Below are 14,500 nucleotides of genomic sequence, written 5' to 3' on the forward strand. Positions count from 1 at the left end.
ACTATCGGGGGGCCGGCGCTTGTCTGCAATGACAGGACATTGCAAGATCCCGCCATGATCACGTCGCTGGCGGATCCCGGCTATCGGCCGAGGGCGGCGGGATAGGTCATCTCGGCCAGCAGGCGCTGCCCGGAGGTGCTCGGGTGGAAGTAGTCCCACCGGCTCACGTGGGAGAGCTCGAACGGATACCCGAACACCGTGCCGCCGTCGTACCGGCACGCGACCTGCTCGGCGCAGACCCTTCCGAGCACCGCGTTGAAGTCGATCACCCGCTGGCGCACCCGCGCACGGCGGTCCGCGTCGGCCTGGTCGGCCGAGCGCGGCCTGGCCAGCAGCGACTGGCAGATCCCGAGCGCCGCCCACGCCGCGCGGGCCGACGAGCTGCCCTTGCCGACCTCCCACAGCCGCCCGATGTCCGGGATGCTCGCCACGAAGACCGACGCCTCGGGCAGGCCCGTGACGAGCGTCTGCATCGCCGTACGGAACGAGGCCTCGAAGTCCGCCACCGGTGTCATCCCCGCCTCCGACGAGGTGCAGGCGTCGTTGGCGCCGATCAGGATCGTGACGTAACCGGCCCCCTGGGAGACGGCCTGCTCCGCCTGCCCGGGGAGATCCGCGACCTTGGCGCCCGACCGGGCGTCGTTGTGGGCGACCAGGGAGAGTCCGTCGGCCAGCAGCCGGCGGTAGTGGCTGTTCACCGTCGAGCTGGACCCGGTCGACCAGGATCTGGACGGGCAGTCGACGTAGAAGCCGCAGGCGTTGAAGCCCCGGGTGATGGAGTCGCCCAGCGACGCCATCGAAGTCACCGGGAGCACTGAGGTCACCGGGAGCACTGAGGTCACCGGGAGCGCGGAGGCCGCCGGGGCCGGCGCGCCCCGGGCGGCGGCCGGGCCCCGCGCCGACGCGGCGGCGGGGAGCGACGCCAGGAGCATGGTCCCCGCAAGGGAGACGGTGAGGACGAGGAACCGGCGGGTGGTGTTCATGCGGCCTCCTGGGCTCTCCCCGATCAGCTCGTTGCCCAGAATGTTCACCCGCATCATGAAGTTGACAAGTTCACATCACATATTCATTACTCGCCAGTAAGGAAGGGGGCGGGCCGGGAGGGCCTGCGCGCCCGGAGGGAAGGCCGGCCACGGGCCCCCGTGACCGGCCTTTGCGCGGGATCGCCGTCACAGATCGGCGGCGATGATCCTCTCGATGTTCCGCTCGGCGAGCGCCGTGACGGTGACGAACGGGTTGACGGTGGTGTTGCCGGGGATCAGCGCGCCGTCGATGACGTACAGGCCCGGGTAGGCGGTGAGGCGGCCGTAGTTGTCGGTGGCCCTGTTCAGCACCGCGCCGCCGAGCGGATGGTACGTGAGGTGGTCGCCCCAGATCTTGTAGACGCCGAAGAGGTCGGTCCGGTAGATCGTCCCCTCCTTCGCATTGATCTTGTCGAAGATCGTCTTTGCCATGGTGATGGACGGCTGCTTCCAGGAGGCCTGCCAGTCGAGGTCGACCCTGCCCGTTGCGGCGTTCCAGGAGAACCGGGCGCGGTTCGGGTTGTTGGTGATCGACAGGTAGAACGAGGCATACGTCTCGATCCCGGTCGGCAGCGGCGCGACCTCGGCGAACGCACCGCCCGCGGCCCAGTTGTCGATGCCGCAGCAGGGGATGGACGACTGGAGCTTGCCGGTCGCGTCCCACATGTGGTTGGCGCGGCCGCACATGACGTTGCCGTTGTCTCCCCAGCCCCTGCCGACCTCGTCGTTCAGGCCGGGCAGCGCGCCGGTGGCCTTCAGCTTGACCAGCAGCTTGCTGGTGCCGACGCTGCCGGCGGCGAAGAACACCCGGTCCGCGGTCACGGTCTTGGTGGCGGTGACGCCGCCGCCGGTGTCGAGCTGCTCGATGGCGACCGCGTAGCGGCCGCCGGCGGGGGAGACCGAGGTGACCCGGTGCAGCGGTGAGACGGCGACCCTGCCGGTGGCCCGGGCGCGGGCGAGGTAGGTCTGCTGCAGCGACTTCTTGCCGTGGTTGTTGCCGTAGAGGATCTCGCCGGCCAGCGCCGACTTGGGGACGGTCCCGGCCGCCTCCTGCTCCATGTAGTCCCAGTCGTACACGTCGGGCACGAAGACGAACGGGAAGCCGGAGCGCTGGGCGTGCTTGCGGCCGACCCGGGCGTACTGGTAGCAGGCGGTGGAGTCGAACCAGGCCGGGTCGACGGTGCCGACCCCGAGTTCGGCGTTGGCGCGGGGGTAGTAGACGCCGTACATCTCGTCGGCGTTCACCGACGGCAGGACGGCGCCGAAGTTCTCCCGCCTCGGGGTGACCGCCATGCCGCCGTTGACCAGCGAGCCGCCGCCCACGCCGCGGCCCTGGTAGACCGTGATGCCGCCGAACTCCTCGGCGTCCAGGATCCCGGTGTGGCGGGGGATGTCCCGGTCGATCGGGAAGCCGAGGAAGTAGTTGAGGGGCGCCTTGGTCCTGGTGCGCAACCAGTAGGAGCGGTAGTCCGGTTCGCGCGTGTTGCAGAAGATCTTGCCGTCGGAGCCGGGGGTGTCCCAGGCCATGCCCATCTCGACCATGTGCACGTCGACGCCCGCCTGGGCGAGGCGCAGGGCGGCGACGGCGCCGCCGTACCCGGTGCCGATCACCAGGACGGGGACATGGGCGCCCGAGGCGATGGGGGCCGCCGCGGGTACGGCCGCCGCCCGGGCGGCGGTGGCGTGGCCCGTGAGAGCCGCGGCTCCCAGCAGGGAGCCGGTTCCGGCGATGAACCTGCGGCGCGAGATGTCGATGGGGCTGTTGCGGACCTGGGCTCTGTTGCTCATGCGAGGTTCCTCACCCTCAGCAAAACGAGAACGGGTTATATGTTTTCTCGCGCCTCAGTTCACTTCACGCCCGTGGCGGCCCGTGGCGGGCAGCCCGTCCGCGGCGCCGGGTCACCGCGCGTCCGGCCGCGTGGCGGCAGGCGAGGAACCGCCGGTCAGCACGCATACGGTGTCGATGCCCAGCACGTGGTTGAGCCGGCCGAACGCCAGCCAGGAGCCGATGCTCATGCTCAGCTCCACGATCTCCGGCTGGCTGTAGTGCGCGGTCATCCGGGTCCAGAACTCGTCGTCGAGCCCGTGGTGGTCCAGGGCGTACCGTTCCGCGTACTCGGCGGCCAGCCGGGTGCGGTCGTCGAAGGCGTCGGTGGTGCGCCACCGGGTCACCGCGTCGGCGAACTCCTCCTCGACCCTCCGCCCGTCCCGCTCGGTCCGCCAGTCGAGGCAGAACGCGCACCCGTTGATCTGCGCGATCCGCAGCCGCGCGGCCTCGAACTCGCGCAGGCCCAGGGTCGTGTGGGCGTACACCGCCAGCGAGAAGTCCGAGGCGGCGGCCCCGATGCCGGGGACCATCTCGCCCCACACGTACGCGATCGGGTCCTTCCCCTCGGGGATGTCGATCATCATGGCTGTTTCCTTCCGAGCCTGCCGAACGCGGGGCGCAGCGGGACGTCGAGCGCGTCGTAGAGCCCGGGTTCCGCGTCCACGAGCCAGTCGATGGCGCTCACCAGCCGGCCGGCGGCGGTGGCGTTCCCGCCCGCGGAGCGGTTGCCGCCCTCGTCGGAGGCCTCGACCGTGACCTCGATGCGCGGCCGGCCCTCGATGACCACCCGGTGCGCACCGACGCCGTCGGGCGGCACCGGCCAGTCCGGGGCGCAGGACGGGTGGATGCGGGTGACGTGCTCGATGACGATGCGGGGCTCGCCCTCCACGATGCCCTGCACCTCGAACCGGACCGCGCCCTGGGTGCCGGCCTCGAACGCGCCCATCGCCTCGGTGGTCACCGTGGCCTCGAGCGGGCGCCGGTCCACGGTCTCGCGGATCTCGTCGAGCTCGGCGCCGAGGGCCCTGGCCATCAGCCGTATCTGCCCGCCCCAGACCATGGCCGGGACCGTCGGCGCGAGCATCGGCGGCTCGTAGTCCATCGGCTGTCCCATGCCGACCAGGTACCGGACCGAGTCGGGCTGGTCGTAGGTGGAGTAGTCGAAGATCTCCTGGCAGCGGACCACGTCCACGGTGGTGCCGAGCCCGCTGATCAGCAGGGGCAGCACGTCGTTGCCCCAGCCGGGGTCGACGCCGGAGACGAACAGCGAGCCGCCGCCGTCCGCGATGGCGGCCAGCACCGGTTCCCGGAGCTCCGGCGGGGCGCTGCGCTGGTCGTAGAGCGCGTACAGGGAGGGGGTGACGACCACGGCCCCGGCCCGGATCGCCCGGACGACGTCGGCGAGGGCCTCGTCGGGGCGGATGTCCCCGGACGCCGCGTACACCACGGCCCGGGGGCCGGCGGCCAGCGCCGCGTCGACGTCGCCGGTCGCCGCGACCCCCAGCTCGTAGCCGAGCTCGCCGAGATCGCCCGCGTCGCGGCCCGCCTTGCCGGGGTCGTGGACGAGCACGGCGGACAGTTCCAGCGCCGGATGGGCCTCGACGGCGCGGATGGCGGCACGGCCGACGTTGCCGGTGCCCCAGACGATCGTGGAGAGCATGCACTGAACGTAGCAAGCGCTTGGTTCAGTGTATAGTGCCCCGGACCCCCGGCTCTGCCGGGCGTCCCGCCGGACCGGACGCGGCCTACGGCGCCGGGACCGTGCGCACCGTGCCCCCGTCCGTGCGCGCGTCCACCCGGCCGACCGGCCCCCGCAGGATGATGTCCCCGTTGCGGCTGCGGACCGTGACGTCGACGCCGCGCGGGACGGCGAAGGTGTAGTCGACATGGTCTTCGGAGGTGTCCCGCAGCGAGGTGCAGACCAAGCCCTCGTCGCAGACCTGGCCGACCGTGAGGGACCCGCCTCCCCACGATTCGGAGCGCGGGGCCCGCCCGTGCGGGCGGCGCGTCACGAGGACCTCGCCGGTGCCGGACGGGACGATCTCCACGTCGCCGTGGTCGGTGGTGACGTCGAGGGAGTCGATGCCCGCGAAACGGGCCGGCTCCGGCGCCCCCGCCGCGCCCTGCACCGAGACGGCGGCGACCACCACGCCGGCGATCACCAGCGGGGCTCCGGCGGCGATCCAGGGGAGGAGGCCGCCGGCCTTCGCCGCTCCGGGAGAGCCCGGCGAGTCGATCGTCCACATGCCGTCGCGCCTTCCGTCAGAGGTCCGGGACCGGTGCGCCGCGGTTCCGGTGCGCCATGTGTACGGCGTGGCCCATGCACACCGGTTGCCGGCCGCTTGCAGGACGCCGATCGCGGACCGGGCCGCGCCCGGGAGCCGCCGCCCCCGGGCGGCGGTCAGCGGAAGTCGGCGACGTGGTCGCGGGCCCACTCGGCGTACGTGCGCGGCGGATGCCCGGTGACCCGCTCCACGTCCGGCCAGACGCGCATCAGCGCGGACCAGTCCTGCTCCGCGTAGCCGCCGTCCTCGGGGGCGTCGCCGCCGTACTCGACGAAGCCGAGCATGAGGTCGGCCGACTCGGCGGCGAAGCCGCCCTGCGCCTTCAGCAGCTCGCGGGCGCGCTCGCGGGTGACCTCCTCGTAGCGGACCTCCTCGCCGAGCGCCGCCCCGATGGCCGCGACCTGCTCGCGGACGGTGACCAGGCCGGGCCCGGTCAGCGTGTACACCCCGCCGCGGTGGCCGTCCTCCAGCAGCGCGGCCACCGCGACGTCGGCGATGTCGGCCTCGTGGATCAGGTTCATCGGCTCGTCGCCGAACGGGTAGCGCACCACCCGCTCGGCCCGGACCGACGGCGCCCAGAGCTGCAGCATGTTCGCCATGAACCCGCACGGCCGCACGTGCGTCCACTCCAGGGCGGACTCCTCGACCACCCGCTCCACCGGGTTGGTGTGCAGGCCGGCGGTCACGGACGCCGCCGAGAGCACCACGGCCCGCCGTACCCCGGCCCGCTCGGCCAGCGCGACGACCTCCCGCGCGGTCTCCTCCACCGGGAACAGGTACATCCGCTCGACGCCCTCCAGCGCGGGCGCCACGCTCTCCGGCGCGGTGAGGTCGCCCCGGACGACCTCCACCTCCGGCGGCAGCGCGGCCGTCCCGGGGTTGCGGGTCAGCGCCCGTACGGCCACGCCCGCCCGCACCAGCCCGTCCACCACGTTCCGGCCGACGAACCCCGTCGCCCCGGTCACCAGGATCCTCATGCGCGGTCCCTTCTCCTCGCGTGTGCCTGGAACCCACGCTAGAAGAGAATCCGGTCGTTTCCCGGGGGAAGAGCGCGGAGGATTTCAGCCCAACCGCCGATCGAGGCGGAACGCCGCCTCGTCGCCTGCCCGGTCCTTGCCGATGAGCCTGCACGACGCCGCCCTGATGGGAAGCCGGCGCGGGCCGCCTCGTCCCGAGGACCTCGGCGGAGCCGTCGTTCAGCCGCCGTTTTTCAGCCGCCGTCGCTCAGGCTTCGCGCGGGGCCCCGCGCAGGACCTCGCGCAGCCGGACGGCGAACCGCCCGGGATCGTCGGCGAAGCCGATGTGGCCGCCGGGGAAGAACGCCGGCTCGATGCCGAGCGCCGAGGCGAGCGCCCTCGACGCGCGGTCGCAGAGTTGCCCGGCCGACTCCTCGCCGATGCCGGCCACGATGCGGACCGGTCCGTCGCGCAGGGCGGCGAGGTCGGGCTGCCAGCGGACGGTCGCGCGCAGCTCGTGGGCGAACCAGCGGCGCTCGTCCGCGACCTGCTGCGGGTCGCGCTCCCCTCCGAACATCGCCTCGAGCGCGCCCTCGGGCAGGACGATGCCGGCCTGGGCCATGAACCTCGCCCAGGCTCCCAGGACGTCGCCGGAGAGGTAGGCGGCGATCATGTCCTCGGTCCCGGAGTCGAGCCGCTCGCGGTCCGGGAGCAGGGCGCAGAGCGGGGGCTCGTGCGCGATCACGGTGTGCACCTGCCCGGGGTGGGCGATCGCGAGGGCCAGCGCGCTGACGGCGCCGCCGCTGGAGCCGAAGACGGCGGCCGGGCCCGCGCCGAGGTGGGTCAGCAGCCGGGAGAGGTCGTCGGCGCGCAACCGCGGGGTCGAGTCCTGGCCGGGGTCGTCGACCGGGCTGCGGCTGATGCCCCGCGGGTCGGTGGTGAGCACGGTGTGGTCGGCGGCGAGCAGGTCGGCCGCCGGCGCGAAGGACTCGGCGCCCATCGGAGCGCCGACGAGGACCACCAGGGGACCCTCGCCGCGCACTTCGTAGTGCAGGCGTGCGCCGGGGACATCGAGGGTCGCGGCGGTGGCCGTAACTGCCGGCATGCGGTTCATGGGAGTTCTCCAGGATTCGAGGTATCGGTGCCCGTCGGAGTGGAGACTCCCGCCAGGAGGCAGAATCATCGGTGTGAGCGAGATTTCTTCGCGGGCCGCCGACAGGGCGGCGGAGGGGGCCGGGGATCCCGATCTGGTCCGGGCGCGCGCCGGGGACGGCACCGCGTTCACCCGTCTCGTGGCGCCGCTGCGCCGGGAGCTCCACGCCCACTGCTACCGCATGCTCGGCTCGACCCACGACGCCGACGACGCCCTGCAGGACGCCCTGCTGCGGGCGTGGCGGGGGCTCGCGCGGTTCGAGGGCCGCAGTTCGCTGCGCTCCTGGCTCTACACCGTGGCCACCCGCACCTGCCTCGACCTCATCGGAAACCGGGGCAGGCGGGCCCTGCCCGTCGACCTCGGCCCGTCCAGCGACCGGGCCGTGGTCGGCGACGCCCCGCTGACCGACGTCGCCTGGCTGGGCCCCTACCCCGACACCGGTCTCGCCGGAGGCCCGGCCGACCCGGACGCGCGCTACGAGCAGCGCGAAGCCGTGGAGCTCGCCTTCGTCGCCGCGCTGCAGCACCTGCCGGGCAACCAGCGGGCGGCGCTGCTGCTCTTCGACGTCCTCGGCTTCTCCGCCGCCGAGATCGCCGCCGTGATGGACACCTCGGCCGCGTCGGTGAACTCCGCCCTGGCGCGGGCCCGCAAGGTCGTCGCGGAGAAGGCCCCCTCCCGCACCCAGCAGCAGACGCTGCGCAAGCTGGACGACACGCGCCTGCGGGAGGTCGTCACCGGATACTCCACCGCGCTGGAACGCGGCGACATCGACGGCCTGGTGGCGCTGCTGACCGAGGACGTCACCTGGTCGATGCCGCCGATGGCGCACTGGTACCGCGGCCTCGACGCCGTCGCCGACTTCGCCCTGCGGATCCCGCTGACCCGATGCGGCTCCTGGCGGAGCGTCGCGACCGGTGCGAACGGCCAGCCCGCCGTGGCCTGCTACCTGCGGGACGACGACGCCGGCGCGCACCTCGCCTGGTCGATCAACGTGCTGACCCTGCGCGGCGGGCGGATCGCCGAGATCACCTCGTTCGTCGGCCCCGAGCACTTCGCGCCCTTCGGGCTGCCCGCCTCGCTGCCCTGACCGGCCGGAACGGCGGTCAGGGGCGGGTGCGCGGGCGCTTGCGGGCGGGCGGGACCGGCAGCGGTTCGGCGCCGGGGACGATCGTGTTGGAGACGGCGCCGATGCCCTCGACGGTGAGGGTGACGGTGTCGCCGGGCTTCAGCGGGGGCGGGTCCTGGCGGCCGCGCAGGCCCCACAGCTCGGCCAGGCAGCCGCCGTTGCCGCAGGTGCCCGAGCCGAGCACGTCGCCGGGGCGCACCCAGGTTCCGCGCGAGGCGTAGGCGACCAGCTCCTCGAACGGCCAGCCCATGTTGGACAGCAGGTCCCGGCCCACCTCGACCCCGTTGACCTCGGCCGTCAGCGCGAGCCGCAGGAAGCCGTCGGCGTCGCGGTACGGCTCCAGCTCGTCGGCGGTGACCAGCCAGGGGCCGAGGGTGGCGGCGGTGTCCTTGCCCTTGCAGGGACCGAGGCCGACCTGCATCTCGCGCGACTGCAGGTCCCGCGCGGACCAGTCGTTGAAGATCGTGTACCCGAAGATGTGCTCGCGGGCCCGCTCGGGGGACAGGTCGCGGCCCTCGCGGCCGATGACGGCGGCCACCTCCAGCTCGAAGTCCAGGGCCCGGCAGCCGGGCGGCACGGGCACGTCGTCGTGGGCGCCGACCATCGCGTGCGGACTGGTGAAGTAGAAGGTCGGCGCGTCGTACCAGGCGTCCGGGACGCCCGCCGCCCCGCTCACGCTGCGGCGCACGCCCTCGACGTGCTCCTCGAAGGTGACGAAGTCGCGGACCGAGGGCGGCTCGACCGGCGGGAGCAGCCGTACCCCGGCGAGGGGCACGGCCGTCCCGGTGCCGGGGAGCGAGCCGGTGCGGATGACGTCGAGGAGCTCGGTTCCCTCCGGGAAGGGCAGGACCGAGTCGCCCTCGACGACGCCGCTGCGGCGCAGACCCCGGTGCTGGTAGGTGGCCAGGCGCATGGTGTCCTCTCGGGGAAGGGTGCGGGTCGGCGGGGCTGAGACGGTGCGGACTCGGACCTGCGGGGGTCAGACCGGCGGGGCGACGAAGACGCCGCGGTCGACGTCGTTGAACGACTCCTTGGCGACCAGCTCGTTCATCGGGTTGGCGGTGCCCCACTGGTCGGTGACCTCGGGCCGGGAGAAGTCGTAGACGTGCGGGTGCCAGGCGTCCTCGTCGAGTTCCTCCAGCTCGGTGGTGTACTCGACGGTGTTGCCGTGCGGGTCCAGGAAGTAGGCGAAGGTGTTGTCGCCCGCCAGGTGGCGGCCCGGCCCCCAGATCATCTTCACGCCGGCGCGGAGCAGGCGGCCGGTGCCGTACATGTACTCGTCGAGGCCGCGCAGCTCGAAGCTGATGTGGTGCAGGGAGGCGTGCGGGCCGCGGGCGACGGCCATGCTGTGGTGCCGGGGGTTGCAGCGCATGAAGTGCATGACCTCGCCCATGCGGGGGTGCGCCAGGGTGTCCGACAGCGCGAAGTCCAGGTGGGTCTCGTACCAGGTGCGGGTGGCGTCGATGTCGGGGGAGTTGAGCACCACGTGCGAGAGCCGGACCGGGACCGACTCCTTGGCCTCCAGCCTGCGGTGGGCGCGGACGGCGACGTCGGCGGAGACCTCCACGGTGCGGCCGTCCAGGTCGAAGAAGCGGAAGCCGTACCCGCCGCCGGGGGTGTCGAGCGTGCCGGGTTCGGAGACCAGCCGGACCTGCGCGGCGCGCAGCCGCCCGGCGAGGGCGTCGACGTCGGCTGGGGTGGCCGCGCCGAAGGCGATCAGGTCGAGCCGCTTCTCCTCGGCCCTGCGCAGCCGGATGATGTACTGCTCGGGTGAGCCCTCGGCGGCCAGGAAGCTGATGCCGGTGTCGTCGGCGACCTCGGTCAGGCCCCAGACGCCGGAGTAGAACTCGCGCTGCCTGTCGTAGTCGGGCACCGCCATGTCGACGTGGCGCAGATGGGTGATGAGACGGTCGGGCACGGTCGTGCGCTCCTTACAGGTCGAAGAGGGCGGCGGCGTTGCCGCCGCGGATCGCGTCGGAGGCGTCCCGGCCGAGCCCGGCGGCGTGCAGCCGGTCCAGGGGGTCCTCGACGCCCATGTCGAAGGGGAAGTCGGAGCCGAGCAGCACCTGGGAGGTTCCGGCGGCGTCGACGAGGGCGCGCAGGGCGGCGGGCTCGTAGACGAGCGAGTCGAACCAGATGCGCCCCAGGTAGGCGCTGGGCGGCTCGGCGCAGCCGCGCGCCTCCGGGCGCACCCGCCAGCCGTGGTCGGCCCGGCCCAGGTGGGTGGGGAGGTAGCCGCCGCCGTGCGCGGCGAGGACCTTCAGGCCGGGGTGCCGGTCGAGCACCCCGGAGAAGATCAGGTGCGACAGCGCGACGGCGTTCTCGACCGGCTGCCCGACGATGTTGGACAGGTAGAAGCGGTCGAGGCGCTCGTCCAGCGTGCAGCCGAACGGGTGCAGGAAGACCACCGCCCCGCTCTCGGCCGCGCGCGCCCAGAACGGCTCGTACGCCGGGTCCGACAGCTCCGCGCCGGGAGCGTGGGAGGAGATCTCCACGCCCTTCAGGCCCAGGCCGAGGGCGTGGTCGAGAAGCTTCGCCATCAGCGACGGGTGCTGGAGCGGGACCAGGCCGAGGCCGTACAGCCGGTCCGGGGCCTGGGCGCAGTGCTCCGCGGTCCCCTCGCCGGCCAGCCGGCAGACCTCCTCGGCGAGTGCCTCGTCCGCCCAGTAGTGGTAGTGGGACGGGGAGGGGCTGACGATCTGGACGTCGATCCCGGCGGCGTCCATGCCGGCCAGCCGTACCGGCACCTGGGTGAGCTTCGGGATGCGCTCGCCGACCATCCGGCCCGAGACCGCCAGGGACTCGGCTCCGTTGCGGCGGGCGTCCAGTTCCCGGTGCTCCGCCAGGCCCGGCTGCCCGGCCACGGCCTGCTCGACCTGCGGCAGGATCACGTGCGCGTGCACGTCCACGGTCTTCACGGGTGCGGTGTTCACGGGCGCTGCGTCACCATCGCGGAGATCCGGCCCATCAGGCCGGGCACGTCGGCGTCCGGGACGGGGTTCAGCTGCCAGTCGGCCAGTTGCAGGGACGCCTCGACCACGGCCTTGACACGCCCGTACCGGCGGTCCATGAAGGCGTCGAACAGCGGCTGGTCGAGCCGGTCGGCGGCGAGCAGCAGCTCGGCCAGGACGGCGGCGTCCTCCAGGCACTGGGCGGCGCCCTGGGCCAGGGTGGGCGGGCAGGCGTGCGCGGCGTCGCCGATCAGGACGGTGCGCCCGCGGTTCCAGGGGCGGTCCACCAGCAGCGACTCGAACCAGGTGTAGTTGATGCGCTCGGGGTCGGTGATGTCGGCGCGGATCTCGTCCCACGCGCCGCCGTACCCCTCGGCCAGAGCCCGCATGAGGGCGGGCTTGCCGGCGTCGGTCACCGACTCGCGCGGCCGGGCCTTCTCCACCAGGTAGGCGTACATGGTGTCCTCGCCCGTCGGGCAGTACCCGGCGATGAAGCACGGGCCGCCGTAGACCAGGTCGGTGCGCTCGACGCCCTTGGGGCGGCGGGTGTGGATGCGCCAGATGCCCATGCCCGCGGGCCGGGGGGCGGCGCCGACGCCGAGGAGGCCGCGGACCCTGGAGCGGATGCCGTCGGCGCCCACGACCAGGTCGTAGTCGGCGGCGGTCCCGTCGGACAGCTCCGCCCGCACGCCGTCGCCGGTGTCGGCGAGGGCGTCCACGGTCAGGCCGAGGCGGATCCGCGCCCCGGCGTCGCGTACGGCGTCCGCGAGGATCGCGGCCAGCTCGGGGCGGTTCATGCCGAGCGTCGCCGGCAGGCCGGGGCCGCCGGTGTGGGCGTCGGGGATCTCGGCGACCAGGTCGCCGCCGGGGGTCCTGAGCCCGAGGGAGTCGAAGGCGAAGCCCGCGGCGGCGACCCGGTCCCAGACGCCGAGGTCGTGCAGGACCCGCAGCGCGTTGCCCTGCAGGGTGATGCCCGAGCCGAGCGCGGTGAGGTCCGGTTTGATCTCCGCGACGTCCACGGCGACGCCGCCGCGGGCGAGCAGGATCGCCAGGGCCGAGCCGGCGGTGCCGCCGCCGACGATGAGGACGTTCCCTAGTGCTGCCATGCCGGACCTCACTTGATGGCGACGGGGTTGACGGGGGAGCCGACCGCGCCGGTGACGGGCAGCGGGGCGGCGGTGAGGAAGAACTCGTACACGCCGTCGCCCGCGCAGTGCGCGGCGAAGGCGTCCAGGTCCCACATCTCCCCGACGAGCAGGCCGATGTGCGGGATGACGACCTGGTGCAGCGGCTGGAAGGCGTGGTCGAACTCGTTGGGCCGCACCTCGAAGCCCCACGTGTCGGTGGCGACGGCGGCGATCTCGGTGCGGTGCAGCCAGCCGGCGGTGGTGAACGACAGCCCCGGGGCCGGGCCTCCGGCGTAGTCGCCCCAGCCGTCGCGGCGGGCCCGGGTGAGCTGCCCGGTGCGCACCAGCACGATGTCTCCGCGGCCGACCGCGACGCCGTGCGCCTCGGCGGTGGCCGCCAGGTGCTCCTCGGTGATCGCGAAGCCGTCCGGCAGCTCGCCGTCCTCGCCGAGGACGCGCCCCGCGTCGAGCAGGACGCCGCGGCCCGCGACGGGCGCGGCCAGGTGCTCGATCCCGGTGACCAGGTCGCCGGCGGAGGTGACGACCTTGTCGGCGGGGCGGCCGTTCCACGCCCGGCCGTGGTCGAAGATGTGGCCCAGGCCGTCCCACTGGGTGGAGCACTGCAGCGGCATCGCGATGACGTCGTCGGCGCCGCCGAACCCGTGCGGGAAGCCCTGTCCGCCGTGGACGGCGTCCAGGCCGGTGTCGGTCATGGTGTGCACCGGGTTGGTACGGCGCCGCCAGCCCTTCTGCGGCCCGTCGGTGTCGAAACGCTGCGAGAGGGAGAACGGGACGCCGTGCCGTACGAGTGCCGCGGCTTCACGGCGCTTGGCCCCGTCGATGAAGTTGACGGTGCCCAGCACGTCGCCGTCCCCCCAGCGGCCCCAGTTGGAGCAGCGGGCGGCGGCCTCGGCGATGGCGCCCTCGGGGTCGGTCCGGTCGAGCATCAGGCGTCCCGTCCGGGGTTCCCGGCCTCGGCCACGCAGCGGTTGCGCTGCAGACCCAGGCCGGTGATGGTCCCCTCCATCACGTCCCCGGGGCGGAGCAGCCGGCCCCAGTGCATGCCGTTCCCGGCCGGGCTGCCGGTGAGGACCAGGTCGCCGGGGAGCAGCTCCACGGTCTGCGAGGCGTAGGACACCAGCCGCGCCACGTCGAAGATCATGTCCTTGGTGGACTCGTCCTGCATGGCCTCGCCGTTGAGCTTCAAGGTCACCCGCAGGTCGCCGGGGTCGGCCACGAACTCCGACGGCACCAGGTAGGGGCCGAGCGGGGTGAACGTCGGGGCGTTCTTGGCGCGCAGCCAGTCGGTGCCGATCTCCGGCATGTCGCGGCGGAACACCAGCTCGCGGGCCGTCAGGTCGTTGGCGATGGTGTAGGCGGCCACGTGCTCCAGCGCGCGGCCCGCCGGGACCCGGAAGGCCGGGCGGCCGATCACCGCGGCCAGTTCCAGCTCCCAGTCGGGCTTGGCGCACCAGGACGGGATCACCACGTCGTCGTACGGGCCGGTGACCGAGGACGGCAGGCCGATGAACACGTACGGCTGGTCCTCGGCCGCGCGGCGGTCCATCATCGCCGCGACCTCGGCCCGCACCTGCTCGGCGGGGCGGCCGCCCTCGGGTTCGTGCGCCACCGCCAGGTCGATGACGTGGGTGCGGTAGTTGGCGCCGGACTGCAGGATCTGCCGGGGCTCGACCGGGGCGTGCACCCGCAGGCCGGCCAGCGGCGCCCACCCTCCCTCCGCCGACCCGGCGGCGGCGCGCAGCAGCGGCAGGACGCCGTCCCAGCGTTCCAGCAGGGCCCGGGTGGTCAGGTCCGGCGCGCCGAGCGCGGGGAGGGTGCGCAGGTCCAGGACCCGGTCGCCGGTGACCAGGCCGGGGAAGGCCGGGCCGTCTCCGGTGGAGAAGGTGCCGAGCGCGAACGGGCCGGCAAGAGGCGGGTGCGTTTCCACGAGGTTTCCTCTCGGTACGGTGCCCTTAACCTTGGGCTAACGGGATGCATCTGAGAAATCGATTCTTCAGATCGAGGGCATCCACGAGACGGATGGCTTGAGGG

General features: G+C 73.4%; 14 protein-coding genes. 1 reads left to right on the forward strand and 13 read right to left on the reverse strand.

Going from position 1 to position 14,500, the window contains the following annotated elements; all coding sequences use genetic code 11:
• Positions 1-80: 80 nt before the first annotated feature.
• From FHS22_RS08530 to FHS22_RS08560, 7 genes are all read right to left on the reverse strand, one after another.
• Positions 81-983: an SGNH/GDSL hydrolase family protein gene (locus FHS22_RS08530; protein WP_184939930.1), complete on the reverse strand. Its 903-nt coding sequence runs from the start codon at positions 981-983 to the stop codon at positions 81-83.
• A 186-nt stretch (positions 984-1,169) separates the two neighbouring features.
• On the reverse strand, positions 1,170-2,810 hold the full coding sequence (locus tag FHS22_RS08535; protein WP_184939931.1) for a GMC oxidoreductase: 1,641 nt from the start codon (positions 2,808-2,810) through the stop codon (positions 1,170-1,172).
• Positions 2,811-2,921: 111 nt separating this feature from the next.
• Positions 2,922-3,434 carry a carboxymuconolactone decarboxylase family protein gene (locus FHS22_RS08540; protein ID WP_184939933.1) on the reverse strand — a complete coding sequence of 171 codons (513 nt, stop codon included), beginning with the start codon at positions 3,432-3,434 and terminating at the stop codon, positions 2,922-2,924.
• Entirely contained in the window at positions 3,431-4,510 is a 1,080-nt protein-coding gene (locus tag FHS22_RS08545; RefSeq protein WP_184939935.1) for an NAD(P)H-dependent amine dehydrogenase family protein, read from the reverse strand. Before FHS22_RS08545 ends, FHS22_RS08540 begins: the two co-directional genes overlap by 4 nt.
• Before the next feature lie 85 nt (positions 4,511-4,595).
• On the reverse strand, positions 4,596-5,096 hold the full coding sequence (locus FHS22_RS08550; RefSeq protein WP_184939936.1) for a hypothetical protein: 501 nt from the start codon (positions 5,094-5,096) through the stop codon (positions 4,596-4,598).
• A 155-nt stretch (positions 5,097-5,251) separates the two neighbouring features.
• Positions 5,252-6,112, reverse strand: coding sequence for an SDR family oxidoreductase (locus FHS22_RS08555; RefSeq protein ID WP_184939938.1), 861 nt, complete (start codon positions 6,110-6,112; stop codon positions 5,252-5,254).
• A gap of 247 nt (positions 6,113-6,359) precedes the next feature.
• Entirely contained in the window at positions 6,360-7,196 is an 837-nt protein-coding gene (locus tag FHS22_RS08560) for an alpha/beta fold hydrolase (protein WP_221473393.1), read from the reverse strand.
• Positions 7,197-7,278: 82 nt separating this feature from the next.
• Here FHS22_RS08560 and FHS22_RS08565 point away from each other — a divergent pair, with 82 nt between their 5' ends.
• Entirely contained in the window at positions 7,279-8,331 is a 1,053-nt protein-coding gene (locus FHS22_RS08565) for a sigma-70 family RNA polymerase sigma factor (RefSeq protein ID WP_338047660.1), read from the forward strand.
• Between the two features lie 16 nt (positions 8,332-8,347).
• On the opposite strand, the gene FHS22_RS08570 is transcribed toward FHS22_RS08565, so the two are convergent.
• From FHS22_RS08570 to FHS22_RS08595, 6 genes are all read right to left on the reverse strand, one after another.
• Positions 8,348-9,283 carry a fumarylacetoacetate hydrolase family protein gene (locus FHS22_RS08570; protein WP_184939943.1) on the reverse strand — a complete coding sequence of 312 codons (936 nt, stop codon included), beginning with the start codon at positions 9,281-9,283 and terminating at the stop codon, positions 8,348-8,350.
• Positions 9,284-9,349: 66 nt separating this feature from the next.
• Positions 9,350-10,288, reverse strand: coding sequence for a VOC family protein (locus FHS22_RS08575; protein WP_338047661.1), 939 nt, complete (start codon positions 10,286-10,288; stop codon positions 9,350-9,352).
• A 13-nt stretch (positions 10,289-10,301) separates the two neighbouring features.
• The gene (locus FHS22_RS08580) at positions 10,302-11,303 is read right to left on the reverse strand and encodes an amidohydrolase family protein (protein WP_184939944.1); all 1,002 of its coding nucleotides are present in this window, start codon (positions 11,301-11,303) and stop codon (positions 10,302-10,304) included.
• The gene (locus FHS22_RS08585) at positions 11,300-12,427 is read right to left on the reverse strand and encodes an FAD-dependent monooxygenase (RefSeq protein ID WP_184939946.1); all 1,128 of its coding nucleotides are present in this window, start codon (positions 12,425-12,427) and stop codon (positions 11,300-11,302) included. The genes FHS22_RS08580 and FHS22_RS08585 overlap by 4 nt, the downstream gene beginning before the upstream one ends.
• An 8-nt stretch (positions 12,428-12,435) precedes the next feature.
• Positions 12,436-13,395: a cyclase family protein gene (locus FHS22_RS08590; protein WP_221473394.1), complete on the reverse strand. Its 960-nt coding sequence runs from the start codon at positions 13,393-13,395 to the stop codon at positions 12,436-12,438.
• Complete coding sequence (locus FHS22_RS08595; RefSeq protein WP_184939948.1) at positions 13,395-14,396, reverse strand: fumarylacetoacetate hydrolase family protein; 1,002 nt, start codon at positions 14,394-14,396, stop codon at positions 13,395-13,397. The genes FHS22_RS08590 and FHS22_RS08595 overlap by 1 nt, the downstream gene beginning before the upstream one ends.
• Positions 14,397-14,500 lie beyond the last annotated feature (104 nt).

It is taken from the genome of Thiemannella venezuelensis (assembly GCF_014203605.1).
GTDB classification, from domain to species: Bacteria; Actinomycetota; Actinomycetes; order Streptosporangiales; family Streptosporangiaceae; genus Planomonospora_A; species Planomonospora_A venezuelensis.

What these genes read in the sequence shown, in the direction of transcription:
- FHS22_RS08530 (WP_184939930.1), bottom strand. Translation starts at nt 983, where the DNA reads ATGAACACCACCCGCCGGTTCCTCGTCCTCACCGTCTCCCTTGCGGGG.
- FHS22_RS08535 (WP_184939931.1), bottom strand. Translation starts at nt 2,810, where the DNA reads ATGAGCAACAGAGCCCAGGTCCGCAACAGCCCCATCGACATCTCGCGC.
- FHS22_RS08540 (WP_184939933.1), bottom strand. Translation starts at nt 3,434, where the DNA reads ATGATGATCGACATCCCCGAGGGGAAGGACCCGATCGCGTACGTGTGG.
- FHS22_RS08545 (WP_184939935.1), bottom strand. Translation starts at nt 4,510, where the DNA reads ATGCTCTCCACGATCGTCTGGGGCACCGGCAACGTCGGCCGTGCCGCC.
- FHS22_RS08550 (WP_184939936.1), bottom strand. Translation starts at nt 5,096, where the DNA reads ATGTGGACGATCGACTCGCCGGGCTCTCCCGGAGCGGCGAAGGCCGGC.
- FHS22_RS08555 (WP_184939938.1), bottom strand. Translation starts at nt 6,112, where the DNA reads ATGAGGATCCTGGTGACCGGGGCGACGGGGTTCGTCGGCCGGAACGTG.
- FHS22_RS08560 (WP_221473393.1), bottom strand. Translation starts at nt 7,196, where the DNA reads ATGCCGGCAGTTACGGCCACCGCCGCGACCCTCGATGTCCCCGGCGCA.
- FHS22_RS08570 (WP_184939943.1), bottom strand. Translation starts at nt 9,283, where the DNA reads ATGCGCCTGGCCACCTACCAGCACCGGGGTCTGCGCCGCAGCGGCGTC.
- FHS22_RS08585 (WP_184939946.1), bottom strand. Translation starts at nt 12,427, where the DNA reads ATGGCAGCACTAGGGAACGTCCTCATCGTCGGCGGCGGCACCGCCGGC.
- FHS22_RS08590 (WP_221473394.1), bottom strand. Translation starts at nt 13,395, where the DNA reads ATGCTCGACCGGACCGACCCCGAGGGCGCCATCGCCGAGGCCGCCGCC.